The sequence below is a fragment of the Niallia nealsonii genome (assembly GCF_002835805.1).
GTDB classification, from domain to species: Bacteria; Bacillota; Bacilli; order Bacillales; family Cytobacillaceae; genus Niallia; species Niallia nealsonii.
This window is the reverse complement of sequence record NZ_PISE01000011.1, coordinates 116116-140668: the sequence shown is the minus strand read 5'-3', so window position 1 is coordinate 140668 and position 24553 is coordinate 116116. Positions and strand designations below refer to the sequence as shown.

At 36.2% G+C, this 24553-nt stretch carries 20 protein-coding genes, 3 pseudogenes and 1 riboswitch; of the genes and pseudogenes, 22 read left to right on the top strand and 1 reads right to left on the bottom strand.

The annotated features are described in order from the left end of the window. Positions 1 to 122: 122 nt before the first annotated feature. The 3 genes from licT to CWS01_RS05420 all read left to right on the top strand — a co-directional run bounded on the left by licT (position 123) and on the right by CWS01_RS05420 (position 4510). On the top strand, positions 123 to 965 hold the full coding sequence (licT, locus tag CWS01_RS05430) for a BglG family transcription antiterminator LicT (protein WP_101176124.1): 843 nt from the start codon (positions 123 to 125) through the stop codon (positions 963 to 965). Between the two features lie 150 nt (positions 966 to 1115). Next, entirely contained in the window at positions 1116 to 2966 is a 1851-nt protein-coding gene (locus tag CWS01_RS05425) for a beta-glucoside-specific PTS transporter subunit IIABC (RefSeq protein WP_101176122.1), read from the top strand. A 101-nt stretch (positions 2967 to 3067) separates the two neighbouring features. After that, entirely contained in the window at positions 3068 to 4510 is a 1443-nt protein-coding gene (locus tag CWS01_RS05420; RefSeq protein ID WP_101176120.1) for a glycoside hydrolase family 1 protein, read from the top strand. 392 nt (positions 4511 to 4902) lie between these two features. Here the strand turns inward: CWS01_RS05420 and CWS01_RS05415 are convergent, their stop codons facing one another. Next, positions 4903 to 5262: a winged helix-turn-helix transcriptional regulator gene (locus CWS01_RS05415; protein WP_101176118.1), complete on the bottom strand. Its 360-nt coding sequence runs from the start codon at positions 5260 to 5262 to the stop codon at positions 4903 to 4905. Between the two features lie 173 nt (positions 5263 to 5435). Between CWS01_RS05415 and CWS01_RS05410 the strand changes: the two genes are divergently transcribed. The 19 genes and pseudogenes from CWS01_RS05410 to CWS01_RS05320 all read left to right on the top strand — a co-directional run bounded on the left by CWS01_RS05410 (position 5436) and on the right by CWS01_RS05320 (position 24012). Next, a complete protein-coding gene (locus tag CWS01_RS05410; RefSeq protein WP_101176115.1) occupies positions 5436 to 6281 on the top strand; it encodes a Sir2 family NAD-dependent protein deacetylase in 846 nt (281 codons plus the stop codon). 12 nt (positions 6282 to 6293) lie between these two features. After that, positions 6294 to 7193, top strand: a complete 900-nt coding sequence (locus CWS01_RS05405; protein WP_101176113.1) for a protein-ADP-ribose hydrolase — start codon at positions 6294 to 6296, stop codon at positions 7191 to 7193. 178 nt (positions 7194 to 7371) lie between these two features. Beyond that, positions 7372 to 8340 (top strand): zinc-binding alcohol dehydrogenase family protein, encoded by a 969-nt coding sequence (locus tag CWS01_RS05400; protein WP_101176111.1) that lies wholly within the window; start codon positions 7372 to 7374, stop codon positions 8338 to 8340. Positions 8341 to 8464: 124 nt separating this feature from the next. Continuing rightward, entirely contained in the window at positions 8465 to 9121 is a 657-nt protein-coding gene (locus CWS01_RS05395; protein ID WP_101176109.1) for an ABC transporter permease, read from the top strand. A gap of 11 nt (positions 9122 to 9132) precedes the next feature. After that, positions 9133 to 10023: a glycine betaine ABC transporter substrate-binding protein gene (locus CWS01_RS05390; RefSeq protein ID WP_101176107.1), complete on the top strand. Its 891-nt coding sequence runs from the start codon at positions 9133 to 9135 to the stop codon at positions 10021 to 10023. 20 nt (positions 10024 to 10043) lie between these two features. Continuing rightward, on the top strand, positions 10044 to 10817 hold the full coding sequence (locus CWS01_RS05385) for an ABC transporter ATP-binding protein (RefSeq protein WP_101176105.1): 774 nt from the start codon (positions 10044 to 10046) through the stop codon (positions 10815 to 10817). After that, entirely contained in the window at positions 10811 to 11419 is a 609-nt protein-coding gene (locus tag CWS01_RS05380; protein WP_101176102.1) for an ABC transporter permease, read from the top strand. Before CWS01_RS05385 ends, CWS01_RS05380 begins: the two co-directional genes overlap by 7 nt. 84 nt (positions 11420 to 11503) lie before the next feature. Then, positions 11504 to 12337 carry an SPL family radical SAM protein gene (locus tag CWS01_RS05375; protein ID WP_101176100.1) on the top strand — a complete coding sequence of 278 codons (834 nt, stop codon included), beginning with the start codon at positions 11504 to 11506 and terminating at the stop codon, positions 12335 to 12337. Positions 12338 to 12841: 504 nt separating this feature from the next. Beyond that, complete coding sequence (nrdI, locus tag CWS01_RS05370; RefSeq protein ID WP_328588896.1) at positions 12842 to 13234, top strand: class Ib ribonucleoside-diphosphate reductase assembly flavoprotein NrdI; 393 nt, start codon at positions 12842 to 12844, stop codon at positions 13232 to 13234. Continuing rightward, positions 13194 to 13967 (top strand): annotated as a pseudogene (locus CWS01_RS05365) (ribonucleotide reductase N-terminal alpha domain-containing protein); the annotation flags it as partial. The gene nrdI and the pseudogene CWS01_RS05365, both read left to right, overlap by 41 nt. A gap of 268 nt (positions 13968 to 14235) precedes the next feature. After that, on the top strand, positions 14236 to 14985 hold the full coding sequence (locus CWS01_RS05360) for an NUMOD3 domain-containing DNA-binding protein (RefSeq protein WP_101176095.1): 750 nt from the start codon (positions 14236 to 14238) through the stop codon (positions 14983 to 14985). 107 nt (positions 14986 to 15092) lie between these two features. After that, positions 15093 to 15452: pseudogene (locus CWS01_RS05355) on the top strand (ribonucleotide-diphosphate reductase subunit alpha); the annotation flags it as partial. Positions 15453 to 15639: 187 nt separating this feature from the next. Next, complete coding sequence (locus tag CWS01_RS05350) at positions 15640 to 16383, top strand: hypothetical protein (RefSeq protein WP_101176093.1); 744 nt, start codon at positions 15640 to 15642, stop codon at positions 16381 to 16383. Between the two features lie 193 nt (positions 16384 to 16576). Then, positions 16577 to 17536: pseudogene (locus tag CWS01_RS05345) on the top strand (ribonucleotide-diphosphate reductase subunit alpha); the annotation flags it as partial. A gap of 64 nt (positions 17537 to 17600) precedes the next feature. After that, entirely contained in the window at positions 17601 to 18587 is a 987-nt protein-coding gene (gene nrdF / locus CWS01_RS05340; RefSeq protein WP_101176091.1) for a class 1b ribonucleoside-diphosphate reductase subunit beta, read from the top strand. Between the two features lie 86 nt (positions 18588 to 18673). Beyond that, positions 18674 to 19003 (top strand): aldo/keto reductase, encoded by a 330-nt coding sequence (locus CWS01_RS05335; protein WP_101176089.1) that lies wholly within the window; start codon positions 18674 to 18676, stop codon positions 19001 to 19003. 496 nt (positions 19004 to 19499) lie between these two features. Next, positions 19500 to 20459, top strand: coding sequence for an NAD(P)H-dependent flavin oxidoreductase (locus tag CWS01_RS05330; protein WP_101176086.1), 960 nt, complete (start codon positions 19500 to 19502; stop codon positions 20457 to 20459). Positions 20460 to 20907: 448 nt separating this feature from the next. Then, on the top strand, positions 20908 to 21378 hold the full coding sequence (locus tag CWS01_RS05325; RefSeq protein ID WP_157827560.1) for a hypothetical protein: 471 nt from the start codon (positions 20908 to 20910) through the stop codon (positions 21376 to 21378). 204 nt (positions 21379 to 21582) lie between these two features. Further along, positions 21583 to 24012 (top strand): bifunctional diguanylate cyclase/phosphodiesterase, encoded by a 2430-nt coding sequence (locus CWS01_RS05320; protein ID WP_235851980.1) that lies wholly within the window; start codon positions 21583 to 21585, stop codon positions 24010 to 24012. A 419-nt stretch (positions 24013 to 24431) separates the two neighbouring features. Continuing rightward, a riboswitch (cyclic di-GMP riboswitch) is annotated at positions 24432 to 24520 on the top strand. Positions 24521 to 24553 lie beyond the last annotated feature (33 nt).

The window sequence follows — 24553 nt, the reverse complement described above, 5'->3', positions numbered from 1 at the left end:
AGTCTTATGATAATATAAGGTAAGCGTATACAGAACGGATTGTAACTGTTAAATCAGGCAAAACCGATTACCTTAGAAAGAAGGTGGGGTTTTGCCTTTTTCTATATATCAGAGGTGACAAAGTGAAAATCGAGAAGATATTAAACAATAATGCTGTTATTTCAATAAAAGATAAACAAGAGATTATCGTCATTGGACGTGGAGTAGCTTTTAATAAACGGATTGGTGATGAGATTAACGAACAACAAATAGATAAAATTTTCACTTTAGAAGATGAAGATATAATGAAAAAATTCAAGACCTTAATTTCTGATATGCCAATTGAGTATATGGAGTTATCTGAAAAAATCATCGCCTATGCAAAAATGAAATTGGGTAAGAAGTTAAGCGATAGTATTTATATTCATTTAACGGATCATATTCACTTTGCCATTGAACGTTATAAAAAGAATCTGCCTATAAAAAACGGATTGCTTTGGGAAACGAGACAATTATACAAAGATGAATATGAGGTTGGATTAGAAGCATTGAATATGATTTGTGAACAATTTGGAGTCATTTTGCCAGAGGATGAAGCAGGATTTTTAGCCCTTCATATTGTGAATGCTGAATTGAATGAAGAGATGCCAGTTGTACAAAGTATGACTAAAATCATGCAAGAAATCTTAACAGTAGTTAGATATCATTTTAAAATGGAGTTTAATGAAAACTCTTTAACATTCTATCGCTTTATTACCCATCTAAAGTTTTTTGCACAACGTTTAGTCAGAGGAAATCATTACAATAGTACATCTGATGATGACTTATATCATGTCATCAAGCTAAAATATCCAGAGGCACATAAGTGTTCACAAAAAATAAAGAAATTTATTGAGAGCAGTTATACCTATGAATTAACAGATGAAGAAATGATTTATTTGACTATTCATATTGAAAGAGTGGTAAAAAATAATAACGGACGATAATAGGGTTGTAACCTAACGGGCAAAACCTAAATCAAACATTCGAAATGAATGATTTGATTTAGGTTTTTTTTATTAAAATTTTTAAATGGACAAACTATTATTGAAGTTAAGAAATGATCATAAGTTTTACGATAAAAAGGAGCGGAAGACATGAGCTACAATAGCCTTGCAAAAGAAATAGTCGAATTAGTCGGCGGAGAACAAAATATATCTAGCCTTGTACATTGTGCAACTCGTTTGCGTTTTAAGTTAAAAGATAGTAAAAAAGCAAATAAACAAGCCCTTCAAAACTTAAATGGAGTTATAAGTGTTGTGGAGAGTGGTGGACAATTTCAGGTTGTGGTAGGAAGCCATGTTCCCGAAGTTTATAAAGAAATTACAAAGATTGCGAATGTGGGTGCCGCAGCCAATTCATCCGATGAACCAAAGGGAAGCATTGGAGCACAGATTTTTGAAGTGATTTCACGGAGTTTTGCTCCGCTATTGGGAGCAATGGCTGGGGCAGGTATGTTAAAGGCGTTGTTAACTATTTTAACAATGACTGGACTATTATCAGCAGAAAGCGGAACTTACTTTATTTTATCTGCGGCTGGGAACGCTGTCTTTTTCTTCCTCCCAATCTTTTTAGGTATAACACTTGCAACAAAACTTGGTGCAAACCCTTATGTTGGCGGTACAATTGGGGCAGCACTCTTAGAACCGAATTTCACAGGTTTACTAGCCGCAGGTAAAAGTACTGATTTTATCGGCATTCCTGTTATATTGATGGATTATTCATCTTCTGTGTTTCCAGTCTTTATAGCTGTAAGTATCTATGCTCTTTTAGACAAATTCTTAAAGAAAATTATTCATAAAGATTTACAAATGTTTTTAGTTCCGATGTTATCATTAGCGATAATCGTACCACTTACTGTTATAGCTTTTGGACCATTTGGAGTGAATGTCGGAAATGCTATCGGTGCAGGGATTGATTTCTTGAGCACAAAGAGCGGTATTTTGACAGGTGCTATTGTAGGTGCAGGATGGACATTCTTAACACTTTTTGGTATTCATTGGGGACTCGTACCTATTCTTTTAGAGCAACTTGCTCATGGAGGCAGCCCACTATTTGCAATGCTTGCAGCTGCTCCACTCGCACAAGCGGGTTTAGCATTGGGTGTATTTTTACGTACAAAGGACAAATCCTTAAAAACACTTAGCGGTTCCACATTAGTACCAGGTTTACTATCTGGTGTAACAGAACCAATTCTTTACGGTTTAATGCTGCGCTATAAAAAAACTATTGCGTATGTTGTTATTGCTGCTGCTGTTGGTGGTGCAATTAACGGTATGCTTGGAACAAAAGCAATGGTGTATGCATTTCCAAGTTTATTGTCAATCCCTGCCTTCGCACCAATGGGAATTCACATCATCGCGATTGGAATTGCTTTTGCTGGTGCGGCATTAATGACATTATTATTTGGATATGAAGATAAAAAGAAAGGTGAAGTAAAAGAAAACAAAGAAGTAGAAGAAAAAAAGGTAGAAGCAGGTCAGCCTCTTGTAAAACAAGAAGCAATTGTCAGTCCATTAACAGGAGTAATTAAGCCGTTATCGAAAGTGGATGATCCAGTTTTTGCATCAGAAGCCATGGGGAAAGGAATTGCGATTGAGCCAACTGTTGGTAAGGCTATATCACCAGTTAACGGTATTGTTTCAACCGTTTTTCCTACAGGACATGCAATTGGTATCACATCAGACGAAGGTGCAGAAGTATTAATCCATATCGGAATTAATACTGTCCAATTAGATGGAAAATACTATTCACCAGTGGTTAAACAAGGGGATCAAGTAAAGCAAGGGGATTTATTAGTTAATTTTGATATTGAAAAAATTAAAGAAGCTGGTTATCTGGTTACTACACCTGTTATTATTACCAATACAAATCGTTATGTGGACATTATTGAAACTAATAAAGAAACGGTTCATGAGAAAGAAAATTTATTAACATTAGTCATTTAATTATATTTTTAGATAGACGGGGAAGAGATTTGAGTGCTCTTCCCTCCTATATCAGTTATTTTAATTAGTATAAAAGAAGATCATCGAGGAGGATTAAAATAATGAAACATGAAGAAAAGAAATTTCCAGAAGGCTTTTTATGGGGCGGAGCTACTGCAGCTAATCAATTGGAAGGTGCATACCAAGAAGGTGGAAAAGGATTAAATACACCTGATGTTCTACCAGGTGGAAAAGTAAGACTACAAGTATTAAAAGATCCTGGTTTTGATTTTGAATTAGATCCAGAAAAATATACGTATCCGAATCATGAAGCAATCGATTTTTATCACCGTTATAAGGAAGATATTGCTCTTTTTGCTGAAATGGGCTTCAAAACGTTTCGTATGTCAATTTCATGGTCACGAATTTTCCCTAAAGGCGATGAGCTCGTTCCAAATGAAGAAGGATTAGCGTTCTATGACCGTGTATTTGATGAACTGCTTAAGTACAAAATTGAACCGGTTGTCACCATTTCTCACTATGAATTGCCGGTTCATCTTGCAAAAGAATATGGGGGCTGGAGAAGTCGTGAATTGGTTACATTCTTTGAAAGATATGCAACAGCACTCTTCAATCGGTATAAAAATAAAGTAAAATACTGGATGACATTCAATGAAATCAACAGCAGTCTCCACATGCCGATTTTAGGACTTGGGTTTGCGATTCAGAAAGAGGAAGATCAGTATCAGCCAACTTTCCAAGCGTATCATCATCAATTCGTAGCAAGTGCAAGAGCGGTTCAGCTTTGCCATGAAATTATTCCTGGAGCTCAAATCGGATGTATGATTGTTTATCTTCCAACTTATTCTGTTGACTCTAATCCTGAAAACGTTCTTTATGCGTTAAAGGAAGAACAGTTATTTAACTATTTCTGCGGTGATGTACAAGTACGCGGCGAGTACCCAGCTTTCATTAATCGATATTTTAGAGAGCATGGAATAAAGCTTGAAATCGAAGAAGGAGACCTTGAACTACTGAAAGAAAATACAGTGGATTATATCGCCTTTAGTTACTATATGTCCCGTACAGAGAAGAAGGATAAAACACCTGAAGAAGTAGGTCAAGGAAATATCTTAGGCGGAATTAAAAATGTATTTTTAAATGCAAGTGATTGGGGCTGGGAAATTGATCCGACTGGTCTTCAAATCTCTTTAAATCAATTATATGATCGCTACCAAAAACCTTTATTCGTGGTGGAAAACGGTCTTGGAGCTTATGATAAAGTAGAAGAAGACGGTTCGATTAACGACGATTACCGCATTGATTATCTTCGCGAACATATTAAAGCAATGGGCGAAGCGATTGAAGATGGAGTAGAATTAATGGGTTATACTCCTTGGGGATGTATTGATTTAGTAAGTGCTTCAACAGGAGAAATGTCCAAACGTTATGGTTTCATTTATGTTGATAAACAGGATGATGGCAGTGGAACATTAGAACGTAAAAAGAAAAAATCTTTCTTCTGGTTTAAAGACGTAATCGCAACAAATGGAGAAAATTTATAAAATTCTTTTGTTGTTCACATTTTTGTTAAACTATATCAGCTATTGCTTTAGCAACGACCAAACTTGGTTTAAAGGACTAGTACAGAAAAACTCTTTTCATTAGGTAGTGGCGGTTCTTATTGATGTAGTAGAAAAACACTGTATTAAACAGCTGATTGTCGGGATTGCGCCGGCGATTGGCTGTTTAATTTCGTTTGTATGTGAATATTTTTATAAATAGTTCATGTAATCAATATTATCAAAATAGAGCGTTTCAGACTTTGGAGAGGAGTGAAACGCTCTATTTGATAGTGTAATAATAAGCGATTCCAAAAGAAATTAAATAGCCTTAGCCCTTTAGAATAAAGGGCTAAGGCTATTTAAAGTACTTACTGCCTGCATGACATTGATTTTTATACATCCATTTTTTCTGTTTCATATAAATTTTTTTTGACCATTGCTTGATAACCTAGTCCCCATTCTGCCATTACATCTATAATCGGTCTAAGTGTATTACCCAAATCGCTAAGAAAATATTCTACTCTTGGTGGAACCTCGGCGTAAACTAGGCGCTGTATGATTCCATCTTCCTCCATTGACCGTAAATTCTGTGTCAATACCTTCTGGCTGATGCCTGGTATTCCACTTCTTAATTCACCAAATCTTTTTGTTCCACTCAATAATTCACGAAGAATTAAAATTTTCCACTTATTACCTATTAATCCTAAGGTAGTTGCTACAGGGCAAAGGGGCAACTCTTTTTTATTATCCATAAAACGACCTCCAATAGTTACTAAAAGGTTTCTATACAACATTAAGGTGCCTACTTCCTAAAAGTTACTAAGGCATTTATCATGATTTTATGATTTCAATTATATAATGTCAATTTTCAACAGGGAAATAGCATCATCCAAGTTAAAACCAGTTCAATTAAGGAGGAGCAGGTATGAAGGACAGTTATCAAACACGTTTAGAAAAGTCAAAAAAGGCAATGGAAGAAGCTGAATATATTTTATTAGGCGGTGGAGCAGGATTATCGGCTGCTGCAGGTATAACGTATAGCGGGAAAAGATTTACCGATCATTTCAGCGAATTTATTGCTAAGTATCGGTTTAAAGATCTTTATACATCGAGTTTTTATCCCTTTGAAACAGAAGAGGAAAAATGGGCATATTGGGCCAAACACATTAGTTTGAATCGATATGAAATAGATGCCACAAAGCTTTACATGGATTTATTTCAACTGGTAAAGGAGAAAAATTATTTCGTCATCTCAACAAATGTGGAAAGTCAGTTTGAAAAAGGGGGATTCCCGTCAGATAAAGTATTTGAAATCCAAGGTAATTACAGTTATCTACAATGTGAAAAAGGCTGCCATAACAAGCTGTATTATAACGAATCCCTTGTGAAAGAAATGATCGATAAGACGGTTGAATGCAAAATCCCCTCAAATCTTGTTCCAAAATGCCCTATTTGTGGTGGCGAGATGGACGTTAACCTTAGAAAAAACCAATACTTTGTGCAGGATGAAAAGTGGTATGAATCGGATGAGTTATACAAAAATTTTCTTCAGGATTCAGAAGGAAAGCAGGTTGTATATATGGAGTTAGGCGTTGGATTTAATACACCTGGCATTATTCGTTATCCATTTGAACGAATGACTTACCACAATGAGAGGGCAACCTTAATCCGATTCAATAAAGATCATCCAGAAGGATTTAAGGAAACGCAAGATAAAACGATTGCATTCACCGAAGACATACAAGGAGTTATAACAGCATTAATGAGGTAAAGGAGAGTTGAAATGCCGCAATTATCATTAAAGGAATATGCTTCGCTCATTGATTTAAATAACCCATACCAGCCATCATTTTTTTATGTAAACCAAAGTGAGAAAAATTTAAAAGAATTAATAGAGAGCCTTTTGAAAGAAAATGAAGATCTAAAAGATGTGGAAATTCCTCAAGAGTATAAGGGCAAACGAAGTCTATTAAAAGCAATTCTAAATACTAGAGAACCAAATCCGTTTGATTCTACATTTCTTCAAAAATTAGATTCTCTTTTGCAGACGGAGTTAAAAGAAAAAAGTGTGGTAGAAGTGGAAGAACTTGAAATGGTTTCAGATTTAGTTCTCGAAAACCCTTTTAACCAATCAGATAAATTTATATTGTGGCAAGGAGACATTACTCAATTGCATGCAGATGCCATTGTAAATGCCGCAAATAAATATATGCTTGGGTGTTTTCAGCCATTACATGCTTGTATTGATAATGTTATCCATTCTGCTGCTGGTCCACAGCTAAGGGAAGACTGTAACACCATTATGTCCACCCAAGAAGAGTTAGAGAAAACGGGTGGAGCAAAAATAACAAGAGGCTATAATCTGCCAGCAAAATTTGTTCTCCATACAGTTGGGCCCATTGTTCCAAAAGGAACGGAACTAACGGAAAAACAAAGGGAGGAATTAGCTTCCTGTTATGTTTCTTGCTTAGAGCTTGCAAATGAAATAGCTGAAATAAAAACAATCGCTTTTTGTGCCATTTCCACAGGTGTGTTTGGATTTCCAAAACCAGAGGCAGCCAATATTGCAGTCCGGACAGTGAATGACTGGTTAAATACCCATTCCCATCATTTTGAAAAAATTATTTTTAATGTATTTAGTGATGAAGACTATAAGGAGTATTTCAAAGTCTTTCAAATCTAGAAGACTAGTAATATCTATAACTTTTAAATAGGAGCCGTAAATAACTGAATAGGAAACTTACATCCAGCTTATATTGGTTTAGCAGGGAGAAATGGTAAAGAGACAGGCTCATCAAAAGAATCATTCTCTTAATCAGAAAAAGTAAATAAGGACTATTTTTTAAAAGGAGTGAATATAAATGAAGGCAGTTGTGCTGGAAAAAGCCTGTAAGGCACAGGAATTAATCGTACAGGATGTGCCAATCCCTAAAGTCAAACCAGGCTGGGTATTAGTCAAAATTAAGGCATTTGGCATCAATCGGTCGGAGATATTTACTAGACAAGGTGATTCTCCATCTGTGAAGCTCCCCCGAATTATTGGCATAGAATGCGTCGGAGAAATTGCCGATCCTTCTGATAGTTCTTTTCAAAAAGGACAAAGAGTGGTGTCTTTGATGGGAGGGCTTGGCCGCGAATTTGATGGCAGCTATGCGGAATATGCTCTTATTCCTTCCACTCAAGTTTATCCGATTAACCAGGAGATGGATTGGGTGGAATTAGCGGCCATTCCGGAGATGTATTATACCGCTTATGGTTCACTTTTTGATACACTGATGCTGAAAAAAGAGGATATTCTTCTTATACGCGGGGGAACCAGTTCTGTAGGATTGGCAGCATTGCAGCTTGCTAAAAGTGTTGGAGCAACGGTTGTTTCAACCACTCGGAATAAAAACAAGGTGGAACTTTTAAAACAACATGGTGCTGATTTTGTGTTATTGGATGATGGAGATATGAAAGCACAGCTTCCAACCATTTTTCCAAAAGGAGTCAATAAAATATTGGAACTGGTAGGAACAGTCACGTTAAAAGATTCCCTAAGCATGCTCGCAGAAAAAGGAATTTTGTGCATGACAGGAATTTTAGGGGGAGAATGGGTGTTGGACAATTTTGAGCCGATGAGAGATATTCCTTCTGGTGCGTATTTTACCCAGTTTGACAGCGGAGAAAATTTTAAAGAAAAATTGCTGAGCGATTTATTTCATCATATCAGCCATTATCAAATGGAAGTACCTATTGCAAAGGTGTTTCCTTTAGAGGAAATTAGTCAGGCGCACATTTTCATGGAAAGCAACAGTGCGAACGGTAAAATTGTTGTAGTGAATCGATAATTCACGAAACACATTATAAACAAAGCGGCAGGCTAGCAATCTGATAGAAAGTCCATATTTTTTACTTGTATGTTTTTCAGTAAATTATATCAATTAGTAGATAATGAGGTGGAAGGAGATTAGTTTGAATAACAATATTTGGCTTCAGATTGCAGATTACTTTACGAACAATCTGGATACTTTTTTTATTGCTGTAAAAGAGCATATAGAGATTAGTTTCATTGCTTTGATAATTGCTATTGTTATAGGAATTCCATTTGGATATATCTGTGTAAAGTATAAAAAAATCGACAGGAAAATCATGGCTGTTTTTAATGTATTAAGGATCATTCCAAGTTTAGCTATATTGATTTTATTAATTCCCATCATGGGAGCAGGAGCTAACTCGGCCATCGTTGCCCTTGTATTGCTTGCCATTCCGTCTATTCTTATGAATACAATGGCAGGTTTAATAGAAGTGCCAGATTTTATGCTAGAAACAGCATATGCAGTCGGCATGACCGAAAAACAAGTGTTCTGGAAGGTTAAATTGCCTTTGGCTATGCCTCTCATTTTAACAGGAATTAAGACAGCAATGATTGAGATTATTGCAAGTGCAACACTTGCAGCCAAAATAGGTGCAGGTGGTTTAGGAAGCATCATTTTTACAGGATTAGGTTTGAATAGAATGGATTTACTATTGATCGGTGGCATTTCAGTTGGCATCTTATCCATTTTAGCTGGATTATGTCTTGATTTAATGGATAGATTCCTATTGAAGCATAAATACGTTAGGGCATAGGAGGAATAAGGATGAAAAAATTTTTAGTCGGAGTTATAGGATTAGCATTGACACTAAGTTTAGCTGCCTGTGGAAATAAGGATGAAAATAGTAGTGGGAAAAACATTCGTGTAGGAACAAAAGATTTTACGGAAAATTTGATTGTAGGAGAATTATATTCATTGGCTCTTGAAGATGCAGGGTATAAGGTGGAAAGGGTTCCTAATATTGCAGGATCTGTCATTCATACCTCTCTTATTAACGATGAAATTGATTTATATCCAGAATATACAGGAACGGGACTATTGACGATTCTAAAAATGGATTTAATTACTGATCCTCAAAAAGTGTATGATACGGTCAAAGAAGAATATGATAAGCAGTTTAATGTGACTTGGCTTGATTATTCTCAAGCAAATGATGGTGCAGGTTTGGTTATTCGAACAGATGTATCAAAAGAGTTGGGGATTACTACCATTACAGACTTGCAAAAACATGCTAGTGAACTAAGATTTGCATCACAAGGTGAAGTGGATCAAAGGGAAGATGGAATTCCAGTATTAGAAAAAGTATATGGAAAATTAGATTGGAAATCCTCGAAGGTTTATGATAATGGCTTGAAGTACGAAATCTTAAAAAACAATGAAGCGGATGTAGCGCCAGCGTATACAACAGAAGGACAATTAGTAAATACAGATGAATTTACATTATTAGAAGATGATAAGCAAGTATGGCCCCCTTATAATTTAGCACCAGTAATCCGCAATGAGGTTTTGGAAGAAAATCCAGAGATAGCTGAAGCTATTAATAAGGTTAGTGCAACACTTGATACTAAAACGATTACGGCACTAAATGCAAAAGTAGATGTAGATAAAGAAGAATATGAAGAGGTAGCAAAAGAGTATTATAAATCAATTAAATAGTTGATTAGCAAGGAGGGCGTATGTCTCAAATAGCAATAGAAATTAGTCATGTAAGCAAAAAATTTAAAAATGGAAAATCTAATGTAGTGGATGATGTTAACCTTACCATAAAAGAAGGGGAATTTATTACCATTTTAGGTTCATCAGGTTCTGGAAAAACAACTTTGTTAAAAATGATTAATCGTTTATATGAGCCGGACGAAGGAGCCATTAAGCTATTTGATGAAGACATTTCCACGGTCGATCCAGTTACGGTAAGAAGACGCATAGGTTATGTTATTCAACAAGTCGGTTTATTTCCCCATATGACAATTGCAGAGAATATTGCGACAGTACCAAAATTACTAAGATGGAGTAAAAAGGAAATAGATGAAAGAGTAACAGAATTGCTGCACCTTGTAGGGCTGGAACCTAATGATTTTAAGAATCGTTATCCATCACAATTATCTGGTGGCCAGCAACAAAGAATCGGACTTGCAAGAGCATTGGCAATTAATCCAAAGATTATGTTATTGGATGAACCTTTTGGGGCTATTGATGCAATTAATCGAATGAACCTTCAGAATGAACTTTTGCGCATTCATGGAGGGTTAAAAAAGACATTTTTGCTTGTTACTCATGATATTAACGAAGCGTTTAAACTTGGAACGAAGGTAATTATCATGAATGAGGGGAAAGTACGTCAATTTGACACTCTAGCAAATATTGTAAATCAGCCTGCAGATGAATTTGTGTCTTCATTAATTGTATCGTCAAGGCAGCAAGAGAGGTTTTGGGAGGGATTAGGTTGCTAGATTATGCTATGAATTATCCTGATAAATTGGGTAATGCCTTATTAGAACATATTGAAATGGTAGTGATTACTCTAGCAAGCTCCCTTCTGCTTGCTTCTATTTTAACCATACTTTCTGTGTATTCAAGAATAGTCTCGAAAGCTCTCATTTATATCTTTTCTGTTATCTATTCAATACCGAGTTTAGCTCTTTTTGCTTTGTTGATTCCAGTAACAGGATTGGGTCAATCGACTGCAATTATTGTATTGGTCATTTATAATCAATATTTATTGTTGCGCAATTTTATGGCTGGTCTAAATGAAGTCGATCCAGCCATTATGGAAGCGGCAAAGGGAATGGGGATGAGCAGCATGCAATTGCTTTTTAAGATTAAACTTCCTTTATCTAAGAAATCAATATTTACAGGCATTCGACTTTCCTTGGTTTCTACTATAGGAATTGCAACGATTGCTGCTTCCATTAATGCAGGTGGGCTAGGTAGTCTTTTATTTGATGGACTTAGAACAATGAATGTTTATAAGATTTTATGGGGAAGTTTGTTAGCAGCAGGGTTAGCAGTAGGCACCAATGCCTTATTAAGTAAGCTAGAAACAAAAATGTAAGGTGCATGAGACCATTCTTTTCGAAAAATAGAAAAGGAAGGTTTTAAATTCGTTCTATTCACTTTAAAGGAAGGAAAGGCATATATGGGGATTGAGATAAAAGAAATTCTTGCAAAGAAGATTCTTACGGAAGCAAAAGGGTACTTGGATGTCGGATTTACCCATTCATTGAATCCATATAGCGGTTGTGCATTTTCTTGCAAGTATTGTTATGTAAGAGAAATGCCGATTCAACGATTCAAAGAAATTCCATGGGGAGAATGGTTGGATATCAAAACAAACGCAGCAGAAAATTACCGAAATGAAATGATGAGGCTTCGTAAAAAAAACAAACCTGTGAATATTTTTATGTCCTCCGCAACAGACCCCTATCAACCCATTGAACGTAAAACCAACATTACACGAGGAATTTTAGAAGAAATGATCGAATATCCCCCTGATTTTCTTCAAATTCAAACAAGAGGTCCACTTATTACAAGGGATATTGATTTGTTAGTAAAATTAAAAGAAAAATGTGATGTCCTTGTATCCATGACAATTGAAACAGATAGAGAAGATATAAAACAACTGTTTTCTCCATTTGCTCCTGGAATTAAATTGCGTTTAAAAGCCTTAAAAGAAGTTTATGATGCAGGAATATCGACCCAAGCTTCGATTTCTCCTGTGTTGCCATTTACCCCTGATTTTCCAAAAGTATTGGCTGGAATCGTGGACCATATTTGGATTGATACATTAAGTATTGGAGATGGTTCTATGGGGAAACGATCAGAAAGATTAGGCATGCCAAATTTATTTCAAGAGCATGAATTATTAAAGTGGTACAGCAAAGATATACATGTAAGGGTGGAAAAATATTTTACTAAATATTTTCCTAGTGAAAGGATAAGAGTGTCTAAAAAAGAAGCCTTCCCAAGATAAAAAGCTGGATTTTTCAAGCTTTTTATCTTGGGAATTTTGTTAAATGCCTTTTTATTTCTTATCCATCAGTTGAGCTTCTGTTTTAATATTTTTAACTTATCTAACAAGTTTATTGAATAAAGAGAATATTACAACTTATAACGCTAATATGAACCAAAACAACTATTTTTATAAAAATAATAGAATAAATTTTCTCAAAGAAAAGTCTAATGAGGGCAGTCCTCATCAGACTTTTCTTGTTTACATCGGCAAATATATATAGAAAACTTTGTTAAGTATCTATTATTTTTAAGCTATAATTGTTGACAAAAAAATTCAAAGAGACTCTATTGACTCTAGTGCCAAAAAACGATTAGATAGTTCTTAGACACAATATATTGAGATATATTTTCTAAAAACATCTGTATTTAGTAGCCCTTGTGAAAAACAGGGGATATAGGATAAAATATTGCTTGCTCCCTTTTTTTCATTTAAATCCTCAAGGAGGGAATAATTTTGCTTATCGTGTTTGACAGTAAGACGGGCAATGTGCGCCGATTTTTTCATAAATTAGGATTGACAGAAAATAAAGGGATAGAATTAAAGACTGGACTAAAAGTCTATGAACCTTATATATTATTAACTTACACAACTGGCATGGGACAAGTTCCTCAAACAACTTTAGACTTCCTTAAGTCAAACCACATCAATCTTTATGCTGTAGTTGCTAGTGGAAATAAAAATTGGGGACAAAATTTTGCTTTAAGCGCTAATAAAATATCAAATATGTACGGGGTACCGATTTTACATAAGTTTGAGATGAGCGGTATGCCCGAAGATGTGGAAATAGTTAGAGAAAGGGTGCGAAATATTAGCTATGAGACACATAGAATTAAACAACGAAGTGACACAGCTTAACGAAAAAGGCTTCTTTCGCCTTGAAAAAGACAAAGAAGCGGTGGCTGACTTCCTAGAATCGGAAATTAAGCCAAAATTGATTCGTTTTGACTCTGTGGCACAAAAATTTACTTATATGGTAGAAGAAGATTTCTATTACCCACAGGTTTTGGACCAATACAAGATTTCCGAGATAGAGGAAATCACAAAGCTAGTGTATGACTACCATTTTGAATTCCAATCTTATATGGCCATTTCAAAATTCTATAAGGATTATGCATTAAAAACGAATGATAAGAAAAACTACCTCGAAACATATGAGGACCGCATTATCATCGTTGCTTTATTCTTGGGACAAGGAGATTTCAACAAGGCGAAGAAAACAGCAATCGCTATGATAGAGCAGCGCTACCAGCCTGCAACGCCTACTTTCTTGAATGCCGGCAGAAGCCGACGCGGTGAGATGGTCTCTTGTTTCTTATTGGAAATGGACGATTCCTTGAATTCGATTTTCCACAATATCAATACATCTGGCCAGCTATCGAAAATAGGAGGCGGTGTGGCTCTGAACCTTTCGAAGCTTCGTTCCCGCAATGAGCAGATTAAAGGGATTGATAACGCCGCATCAGGTGTTGTGCCAGTCATGAAGCTTTTGGAGGATACATTCTCCTATGCAAACCAACTGGGCCAGCGAAAAGGCGCAGGAGCTGCTTATTTGAACATCTTCCATTGGGATGTTGTAGAATTCTTGGATGAATTTTTGCGTCCAGTTACTAACCTTGTGAACACATGCAAAAGTGGTGTCGCTTAATAAGCGGCTAACGGTAGAAGTTAACTAAGGAATGATGACTCTGGAGATGGAATCCCAGACGAGTTCACGAATACGCTTCGTAAGAGAACCTACGGTCCAGAAATGGATAGCAGGCAATACCGTGCCAAGCTTGTCAGAATAGATTATTGCAGACGAAAAATAATTGACGCAGATGAAACTAATGGTTATGTTAGTCTCAGAGGTGAAGATTATGAATTGCGGAATCTATATGATAACCAATAAAATAAATGGAAATTTTTATGTCGGAAGTTCAAATGATTTTAAGGTGAGATGGAAAACGCATCGAAATAAATTGAATGCTGGTACACACCATAGTATTCACTTACAACGAGCGTGGAACAAATATGGGGAAGAATCATTTGAGTTTGCGGGTATTATCGAATTACCTAATGATAAAGACATCCTTCACGAGAAGGAGCAAACGTTTCTTGACCAACACTACGGAAAACAGTATTGCTACAATGGTCATCCTGTTGCCCGTGGAGGTGCCCTACCAGGCGAACTAAATCACATGTATGGTAAAACCCATACGGATGAAGTAAAACAGTTCTTATCGCAAATAAACAAGGGAGAGAATAACCCTTGGTATGATAATCCAGAACATATGGAAAAGATGAGGGCGACAATTACTAAGAGATTCGATGGTAGAAAGCACAGTGAAGAAACGAAAGAGAAGATGTCTAAAGCTCGTAAGGGAAAGACCCACAAAGAAGAAACTAAGAAGAAGATTAGTGAAGCTCAAAAGGGTCAAGTCAATCAAGGCAGAGAAAAGCAAAAGAAACCGATTGTTGTTGAGGGCATTCAGTATGATTCTTTTGCAGCTGCTGGTAAAGCATTCGGTGTACCAGGTAATACAATAAAGTATCGAGTATTATCCGACAGATTTCCAAATTATCAATTCTGGCAAGAAGGTGTAGAGACTATCGAACGCACGTCATAAGACGGAAGCAAGTAGAGTAGGCGGGAGATTAGCGCCCGTCCAAGTGCAAGGCTACTATTATAGTAGATGATATAGTCCACTCCTTGGCGAAAGCCTTGGGTAAAGTGACAAAAAAAATAAATGCGGACGAGAAGTCACGCATCCAAACACTTTCTATTGGATTAATTGTGGAAAATAAATTTTTTCAATTGGCGAAAGAAAATAGAGAGCTATATGTATTCGCTCCTTTCAGCGTCTTTAAGGAATATGGTGTTCATTTGGATGACATGAGAATGGATGACATGTATGAAGAGCTTGTGGCTAACCCAAATGTGAAAAAGCGTGTCGCCATGTCAGCACGTGAAATGATCACAAAAATTGCCCAAATCCAGCTGGAATCAGGCTATCCATACTTCATGAACAAATCTAATGCAAACAGAGGACATGCTCTTAAGGATATTGGACAAATCAAAATGTCGAATCTGTGTTAACTACTAGCACCTTCTGTCAGTAATGGCAGTCGAATAACTCCGTTAAACGGGAGAAGCCCTACCGACTTAGAAAAGGGTAGCGGTCATCACCGTGCTAAATGTTATCGTATCGAAATATTCCAGTTGCGAATCCTACATCTTAATGGTTATATTACCTTATATTGGATGATCGGAGGTCGTGCAAATGGCAGAGAAAGTGCCTTATGGGTTCATCTACGAAACCATAAACAAGGTGAATGGAAAGAAATATATAGGAAAATGCATTTACGCTCGCCAGAATGACTGGAAGAAATACTTGGGTTCAGGATTATACCTGACACGAGCCATGAAAAAATATGGCAAGGAGAATTTCGAAAAAGTCATTTTAGAAGAAGCCTACACGGACGAAGAGCTGAATGCGATGGAAGAGCGTTACATTCTCGAGCGAAACGCCGTTCTGTCTCCTGACTACTACAACATTAAGATGACTTCTATCGGTGGAGATATCTTTACTACAAATCCTCGAAAAGAAGAGATTCGCTTAATGAGGAAGAGTCAAATGTCAGGAACATCGAATCATCAATACGGAAAGCCCAAAACAGAACGTATGATTAATTCGGTGAAGGCCGCGAACAATCGCGCTGTCCTAATAGAAGGGATAGAGTACAAAAGCCAGACAGAGGCAGCTAAAGCACTCGGAATGAGCGTCACCAAAATGTCGTATCGGTTGGATTCAGATAACTTCCCTGATTGGAAACGAGCCGTTCCCAAAAATCAGATAGTGAAGAAAATGAATAATCCAACATGCAAGGTTGAGATAGATGGTGTGGTGTATGCTAGCATCAAGGAAGCAGCTAAGGCGATTGGAACTTCCACGGCAACCACTATCCGCCGTCTCGATAACGACAAATTTCCTACCTATAAGAGACTTTCTGAACGAATACGATAACTAAAAGCCTAACGACTATCGAAAGCATAGCTGGATGAAAAACTTCAGTGAAGAAGCGAGTAGAGTAGGATACAGTGTATCCGAAAAGCGGAGAACCCCACCAGGTTGAGCTGAGGGTTGTGATATAGTCTCCTCTGCATTGTAGAGATGCAGCCCCATGGGTTAAGCCTAGCGAGCTTAGCTAAAGATTAGGACAGAAATCTTTCAGCTTCAGGAAACATCTGAAATTGCGGATTACGGACAAGAGGATATTATACGCCGTGACATTAACTGCAACTTAGGCTCACTGAACATCCCGAATGTCATGCAGCCTGGCGATGTATTCAGAGATTCTGTACATGTTGGTATTGAGGCATTAACGACTGTTTCTGATATATCGGACATACAAAATGCTCCATCTGTCAAAAAAGCCAATGAAGAGCTTCATGCAGTAGGACTAGGGGCAATGAACCTTCATGGATACTTATCGAAAAATAGAATCAGCTACGAATCGGATGAAGCAAAAGACTTTGCGGCGACTTTCTTCATGATGATGAATTTCTATTCTATTGAAAAGAGCATGATGATCGCAAAAGAAAAAAAAGAAACGTTCAAAGAGTTCAAAAAATCGGAGTATGCGAAAGGGACATACTTTGAGAAATACAAGCAAGTAAGCTTTGCTCCTAAAACAGACAAGGTAAAGCAATTGTTTGAAGGCATTTATATTCCGAATTGCGAGGACTGGGCAGAATTAGCTGAATTAGTGCAAGAATATGGAATGTATAATGCGTATCGATTGGCTGTAGCTCCGACACAATCGATTGGCTATATCCAAAATGCGACAGCATCTGTAATGCCAGTCGTTAACCAAATTGAGTCTCGTACATATGCGAACTCTACTACGTATTATCCAATGCCTTATATGGATGAAACGAACTTCTGGTTCTATAAATCCGCGTTTGATATGAACCAATTTAAGGTGATGGACTTAATTGCAGCCGCACAAGAGCATGTGGACCAAGGCATATCTACTATTCTTTATGTAAACTCTGATGTTTCCACAAAAGAATTGGCTCGCTATTATATTTATGCGAATGAAATAGGATTAAAATCACTTTACTATACACGGACCCGCAATTTAGCGATTGACGAATGTATTGCATGTGCCGTTTAATGAGAGAAGGAACATGGGGAGCAATGACTCCCCCTTATTTTTTTGAATTACTGGGGGAAATGAAATGACAAAGTATGCTGTTAACTGGAATCAGCATGAAGATGATTTCACACAGATGTTTTATACGCAGAATACTAGACAGTTCTGGCTGCCAGAAGAGATCAGTCTTTCTGCTGATAAAAATACATGGGGAGAGCTGTCACAGGAAGAGCAAGATACTTACAAAAAAGTGTTGGGCGGCCTGACGTTGTTGGATACAGAGCAAGGTGGAGAAGGAATGCCTTTGATCGGTATGCATGTAGAGGGACTGCAGCGCAAGGGCGTCCTATCCTTTATGGGAATGATGGAGCAAATCCATGCTAAATCATATTCTACGATTTTTACGACATTAGCTACAGAAGAAGAAATTGACGAAGTATTTGATTGGGTGCACAATCATCCTCAATTGCAATCAAAGGGAAAACTAATCTCCGAATACTATCAAAAGCTGTTTAAGCCTGAAGTAAGTAAATATGATCTTTATATGGCAACAGTTGCTTCAGTGTATCTTGAGTCATTCTTATTTTATTCTGGCTTTTTCTATCCGCTGTTTTTAGCAGGTCAAGGCAAGTTAACCGCTTCAGGAGAGATCATTAACTTAATCATCCGCGACGAAAGCATTCATGGCGTGTATATAGGCCTTATCTCTCAGGAGCTATATGCAAAGCTAACAACAGAGGAGCAAGAAAAAGCTGCTCGCGAAAGACTGGACTTATTAAACACTCTTTATGAAAATGAGCTGGAATATACACAGGATTTATACCAGCAAATTGGTCTGGTGGACGAAGTGAATAAATTTATCCGCTACAATGCAAACAAAGCATGCATGAATCTTGGATATGAGGCTGTATATCCGTCAGAGCCAATCAACCCGATTGTTGAAAATGGCATGAAAACAGACACCAAGAATCACGACTTCTTCTCTGTAAAAGGAAATGGTTACGTAAAAGCTACAAAAGTAGAGCCATTGACTGATGATGATTTTATCTTTGATTGGAAGTCTAATATATAGACAGTAAACCAGCTGCCTTTTGATATTTTTAGGTTGTAAACAAACCCCACGTTAACTCTCTGGTTAAAGTGGGGTTTGTCATTTATATGCTGAAGAAGCTTGGGATTATCAAATTGGACATGGCCCTCGCCATGTCCAATTTGTCAATTTCTTTTGTTGCTTACAGTCCATTAGAAAATGGCTTCTTAAGCGGAAAATATACAAAAGATTCAACATATGAAGAAGGTGACTTTAGAAGTTTTATGGGGAGATTTAAACCTGAAGTGATTGGTCATAACCAAGTGTTATTAGAATTAATGGCTAACGTTGCTGAAAGTAAGAATGCAATATCTGCACAAGCTGTATTAGCATGGAAACCAGCTCAAAAATCATTTATTATTCCAATACCAGAAACAACCAAATTAGACAGATTATAAGAAACTTAGGTGGAGCAGAATACCTGAGGAGTATAGAGCATGGATAGTACGGCACATACAATCAGTCCTTGAGGAAAATAAAACAAAAAGTACAGCCGTGTTTTAATTAGCGATTTTTTAGGCATCAATCAACTTGACGAAACCGTAATCGACTGTCTATTTAAAACTAGTGCCGTACTTGGTTTGCTTGGCGTTCGCTTTATCGTAAGGGGAGTAAGGCCTGAGGTTGCTAAAAGTGTTGTTCTTCTCGGAATGGATTTATTCTTAATAGAAATATTTAGAATGTAGCAGCAAGCATTACGTGGATTTGGTGTTAAAGGATAGTTTTGTAAGATTTGAATAGAGTAATAGCCATGTTTCATGATAATAGTTTAGTAAACTTGATTTTTGAGAAGGTGACAGTTTATTGGAAGAAGGGTAAGTCACATGTTATGATTTCAATAAAACTTTAATTTATATTTTTTACTTAATTATAATATGATAGGAAGGTTTTATAATGAAGACTAGTATTACCAGCTTATTAAATATAAAGTACCCAATTATTCAAGGAGGATTAGCTTACTTAGGTAATGCTGAGCTTGCTGCAGCTGTTTCTAATTCTGGGGGACTTGGCCAAATTACAGCTATGACATTATTTACACCTCAGAGATTGAGGGAAGAAATTCAAAAAGTCAGAGCTTTAACTGACAAACCTTTTGGAGTGAATTTTGCTATTGGTTCCTATAATGGTGCCTATATGGAACTTTTAGAAACTGCGATAAAAGAAAGAGTGAAGGTAATTTCTATTACAGGAGGCAATCCTGAGCCCATTCTAGAACGCATTAAGGGTGAAAACATTGTATCCCTAGTTCTTGTATCCACTGTTCGACAAGCAAAAAAAGCAGAAAAGCTAGGTGCATCTGCTGTAATAGCTGTTGGACAAGAAGGTGGAGGGCATATTGGGAAGGACGATATCGGCACTATGGTTCTGATCCCTCGTGTTGTTGAATCAATTTCTATTCCTGTTATTGCTAGCGGTGGGGTTGGAGATGGCAGAGGCTTTCTTGCAGCGTTAGCACTTGGTGCAGAAGGGATTGAAATGGGAACTCGTTTTATAGCGACAGTAGAATGTGTAGATGCTATTCAGTCTTATAAAAATGCACTTGTAGAAGGAACAGAAATGGACACTGTTGTTATTAAACGTACATTTGGCACTCCAGGTAGAGTGTTGAAATCTGATTATTCCATGAATATTATCAAAAGAGAAAAGCAAGGAGACACTTACGAAGAATTAAAAGATATGGTAAGTGGTACATCTAATCTTAAATATATTTATGATGGAGATCAAATAAATGGATTTGCTTGGGCTGGACAAGTTATCGGTTTGATAAATGATGTTCCAAAGGTGGAAGCGCTAATTGATAATATTATGAAAGATGCAATGAAGGGGATTACACGTCTTAATAAGCTTCTTTAAATGAAAACTATTTATTTCGTTACAGAATGATAAAAGCATAATCTTTTTAATAATAGTTAAATGTAATTAAATGAAAGCTAACTCAAAAGGTCGCTAAAACGACTTTTTGTAGTCGGCTTTTTTCTTATTTAAATAATAAACAATCTGATAGAAACACTTGACTTATCTTACAGATGAGGGAGTTGCTTTGGCGGCGCAGGTACATGAAGCATGGGATAAACTACATAACTTTTTCTCCTATGTCTTAGAGGGGAAGGAACACGATGAGCTTGCCATTCATATTAATCAAGTAGGAGACTAATTTAATATAAAAAAATAACAATAAAGTATAAAACAGAAGCTCTAATTTCTTTTTAAAGGAGCTAGAAATTTTTATATTCTGTAAAATTCGTTATTTTCCACAATATCCCTATGTTGTAGAAACATTCAATGGATTTGGATCGTCTAATTGGAGAATAAAACTTTGGGAGTTGATCTATTGAGAACAGTACTGTTTAAAATACTATCAGTCATTTTAATGGCTATGATTCTTTGGGGTTGTCAATCTAAAGAAGATAGATCTGCTGAATCACAAAATTCTAAAGAACTTTCCATAGAGAGGAATTTTATAAAGGTTAATGTATCAAAATCTACAGATAGTAGTAATATTATTAGTTATGATGATGAAGAATCCTTAAAATCCTTTCAAACAATCTTTTTAAGTGCAAAAAAAGAAGAGGGCATAGTCGATATGGCTCCCCCTGAATTTCATTTGGATATATTTTATGATAAGGAAAGTAAGGAGAATTTGTATTTATGGATTGGGGAAAAAGAGCAAAAGAGCACCTTGATGAAAGCAGAGGATACCAACACTATTTATACTGTTTCCGAAAAGACAACCGAAAAATTGATGGAACTGGTGAAGTCTAGTTCTAATTAATACCTAGCACGAGCGCTTTTGTTGCTCTATTACTATACGATTGATAATTGGTTAAACCAGTTATAATTGCATTAAAATATAACCATAGATAGTAGCTGTTCTTTTTTTAGGAAAAAGATTTTGAAATATTTCTTTATAGATAGGGATTCAGAAATTATAAATTTTTCCGATATAAAAGTTGATATTAAGGGGGTGGTAAATATAATGCACGCATATTACGGTACATATCAGATCTCTCTAGTTGTACTTTCTATTATTATTGCAATAGTTGCCTCCTACGCTGCCTTATCTTTAAGTATTCAAATGAATAAAGCAAAGGGGTTTGTGCGGCATATTTGGCTATGGACAGGAGCGTTTGCTATGGGCTTGGGGATATGGGCTATGCATTTTATTGCGATGCTTGCGTTTCATTTAAGTATACCTGTCTCTTATAGTATAACAGGTGTGATTTTTTCTATTTTTCCAGCCATTATATCTTCTGTAATAGCATTTTTTATTATCAGCAGAACTACGATGGGAAAAACACAAGTTATTCTAGGAGCCATTTTTATGGCTATAGGAATTGTTTCCATGCATTATACGGGTATGGAAGCTATGGAGATGGGTGCCATTATAGAATATAGCCTTTTATTGTGGATTCTTTCAGCTATTATTGCGTTTATATCTTCTTTAGTAGGTTTGTATCTCTTATTTTTTATAAGCCAGAATTACAGCACACCAGATATGTGGTGGAGAAAAGCGGGTAGCGCTCTTATTATGGGGATAGCAATATCAGGGATGCATTATACCGGGATGGCGGCAGCAAAGTTTAAGGCTCATCATCATGCTGAACCGACTGTGTCGTTATTTAACAGCACGATTCTAGCGTATTCAATTGGAATTGCTATGCTGATTATCTTCGGGTTAGTTTTTATCAGTATTTTTGTAGAGAAGAGATTTCAATCTCAATCTATTAAGTTTGAGAGCAAGTTCCAGTCTGTTATAGAGTCGGCCACGGATGCCATTGTTTTAGCCGATAGCTTGGGAAACATTATTTCATGGAATAAGGGTGCGGAACTTATTTTTGGATATAAAGATAAAGAAGTTTTAGGAAGAAACTTACAGATAATCATTCCTGAAAAGTATAGGGAGGCTCATCAAAAAGGGATGAAACGATATATTTCTACTCAAGAACCTCACGTAATTGGAAAAACAGTAGAATTACAAGGTTTAAAAAAGGGAGGGGACGTCTTTCCCATTGAACTTTCGATTGCCACTTGGAACGAAGAGGAGAATATGTATTTTAGCAGTATCATTAGGGATATCACAGAAAGAAAACAATCGGAGAAAAAAATCAACCAAATGGTTTATCGTGACTCTTTAACTGGTTTGCCCAACCGTCTCTTATTAAATGACCGTCTTAACCAAGCGTTAGAACAAGCAAAAGATAATAAACAATCCCTAGGTGTTATGTTTATAGACTTAGATCGTTTTAAGTATATAAATGATACACTAGGTCACGCAATGGGTGATTTGCTTTTAATTGAGGTAGCTAATCGAATTCAAGCTTGTTTGGGAAAGGCAGATACTGTATCTCGTCAGGGTGGAGATGAGTTTATTGTATTCATACCACAGTCAAATTCAGATAAGGTAACAAAAATTGCTCAAAAGATATTAGATTTATTTAGTAGATCTATAGTGATAAAAGAACAAGAACTATTTGTTACCCCATCCATTGGAATTTCTGTCTATCCAGAAGATGGGAGAGACACGGAAACATTAATAAAAAATGCTGATACAGCTATGTATCGAGTAAAAGAACAAGGAAAAAATAACTTTGAGTTTTATACGCCTGAGATGAACGAGACCATTTCTAAGAAAATGAAACTGGAATTAGGCTTGCGTAAAGCTTTAGTTAACAATGAATTTAAATTAGTTTATCAGCCGCAGATTGATATAGGAACAGGAAAATTACTTGGTGTTGAAGCGCTTCTTCGTTGGCATCATCCCGAGTGGGGAACCATCTCACCTGCGGAATTTATTCCTTTGGCTGAAGAAACCGGATTGATTGTGCCAATAGGGGAATGGGTCCTTTACAAAGCTTGTATGCAGAATAAGGAATGGCAGAACGAAGGTTATTCGCCTATAAGAATGGCTGTTAATATTTCTTCGCTTCAATTTCAACAATCTAACTTTGTTGAAACGGTAAGAAAGATATTAAAGGAGACGGAACTTGACCCCATATACCTTGAACTGGAGCTTACTGAAAGTATCATTCAAGATTCAAAGCATGCAGTCTCGACTATGCATAATTTAAAGAACATGGGGATTTATTTATCTATTGATGACTTTGGAACTGGCTATTCTTCCTTAAGCTATTTGAAAACCTTTCCTATTGATACATTAAAGATTGATCAGACTTTTACAAGGAATATTTATATTGATCAGAAAGATGCTTCACTCGTTAGCACCATTATCAATATGGCTCAGAATCTAGATTTAAAAGTAATTGCAGAAGGTGTGGAGACTGCGGAACAATTACAATTTCTCCAACAAGAAAGATGTAATGAAGCGCAAGGGTACTTCTTTAGCCGGCCAATTCCAGCTCAAGAAATGAATTATATATTTCAACAACAGTTTGCTAATAAGAAATAGTTAATACGAAGGAAATCTTTAAACTTGATAGAGCAAATCAAACATTAGAAGGGGATTAACCAATTTGGTTAGTCCCCTTTTTTAGATGATACTTATGCCTTTCTCTAATGGATTGCTATTTACTATCATTCTAAATGTAAATGATTTTTAGGAATTATAAAGGTATTGATAGAGTAGCTTGTAAATTTATAATCAATAATATATTCAGGAATATGAAAAACGTAAGATCGAATACAAAAAAGTCCATTATATATAGTCAGTTATTCAGTTTTAATAATAAACAATGTATAAATCATCATAATGATAAAAAATTCTATAATAATATTTTTAAAAAATATAATAATTATTATTAAAAATAATCATTATATAGCCGATAAATTAAAAGTGAGTAAAATTATCTATGATGAATTTACTAGAAAAATACGAAAAGGCAAACTTATTGAAAGGTAAGGACGCAAAGCCGTGGGTCTAAAGTTCCGTAGGGGAATACGATTGCCAGGTTGCCGAATAGCCCAATTATAAAGATGGCTGTTCCATTACA

Bases quoted from the DNA above. Each gene is read 5' to 3' on its own strand.
- CWS01_RS05415 (WP_101176118.1), bottom strand. From the start codon at position 5,262: ATGGATAATAAAAAAGAGTTGCCCCTTTGCCCTGTAGCAACTACCTTA.
- CWS01_RS05360 (WP_101176095.1), top strand. From the start codon at position 14,236: ATGAATTGCGGAATCTATATGATAACCAATAAAATAAATGGAAATTTT.
- CWS01_RS05375 (WP_101176100.1), top strand. From the start codon at position 11,504: ATGGGGATTGAGATAAAAGAAATTCTTGCAAAGAAGATTCTTACGGAA.
- CWS01_RS05350 (WP_101176093.1), top strand. From the start codon at position 15,640: ATGGCAGAGAAAGTGCCTTATGGGTTCATCTACGAAACCATAAACAAG.
- CWS01_RS05400 (WP_101176111.1), top strand. From the start codon at position 7,372: ATGAAGGCAGTTGTGCTGGAAAAAGCCTGTAAGGCACAGGAATTAATC.
- CWS01_RS05410 (WP_101176115.1), top strand. From the start codon at position 5,436: ATGAAGGACAGTTATCAAACACGTTTAGAAAAGTCAAAAAAGGCAATG.
- nrdF (WP_101176091.1), top strand. From the start codon at position 17,601: ATGACAAAGTATGCTGTTAACTGGAATCAGCATGAAGATGATTTCACA.
- CWS01_RS05385 (WP_101176105.1), top strand. From the start codon at position 10,044: ATGTCTCAAATAGCAATAGAAATTAGTCATGTAAGCAAAAAATTTAAA.
- CWS01_RS05405 (WP_101176113.1), top strand. From the start codon at position 6,294: ATGCCGCAATTATCATTAAAGGAATATGCTTCGCTCATTGATTTAAAT.
- CWS01_RS05420 (WP_101176120.1), top strand. From the start codon at position 3,068: ATGAAACATGAAGAAAAGAAATTTCCAGAAGGCTTTTTATGGGGCGGA.
- CWS01_RS05390 (WP_101176107.1), top strand. From the start codon at position 9,133: ATGAAAAAATTTTTAGTCGGAGTTATAGGATTAGCATTGACACTAAGT.
- CWS01_RS05320 (WP_235851980.1), top strand. From the start codon at position 21,583: ATGCACGCATATTACGGTACATATCAGATCTCTCTAGTTGTACTTTCT.
- CWS01_RS05335 (WP_101176089.1), top strand. From the start codon at position 18,674: ATGCTGAAGAAGCTTGGGATTATCAAATTGGACATGGCCCTCGCCATG.
- CWS01_RS05425 (WP_101176122.1), top strand. From the start codon at position 1,116: ATGAGCTACAATAGCCTTGCAAAAGAAATAGTCGAATTAGTCGGCGGA.
- CWS01_RS05330 (WP_101176086.1), top strand. From the start codon at position 19,500: ATGAAGACTAGTATTACCAGCTTATTAAATATAAAGTACCCAATTATT.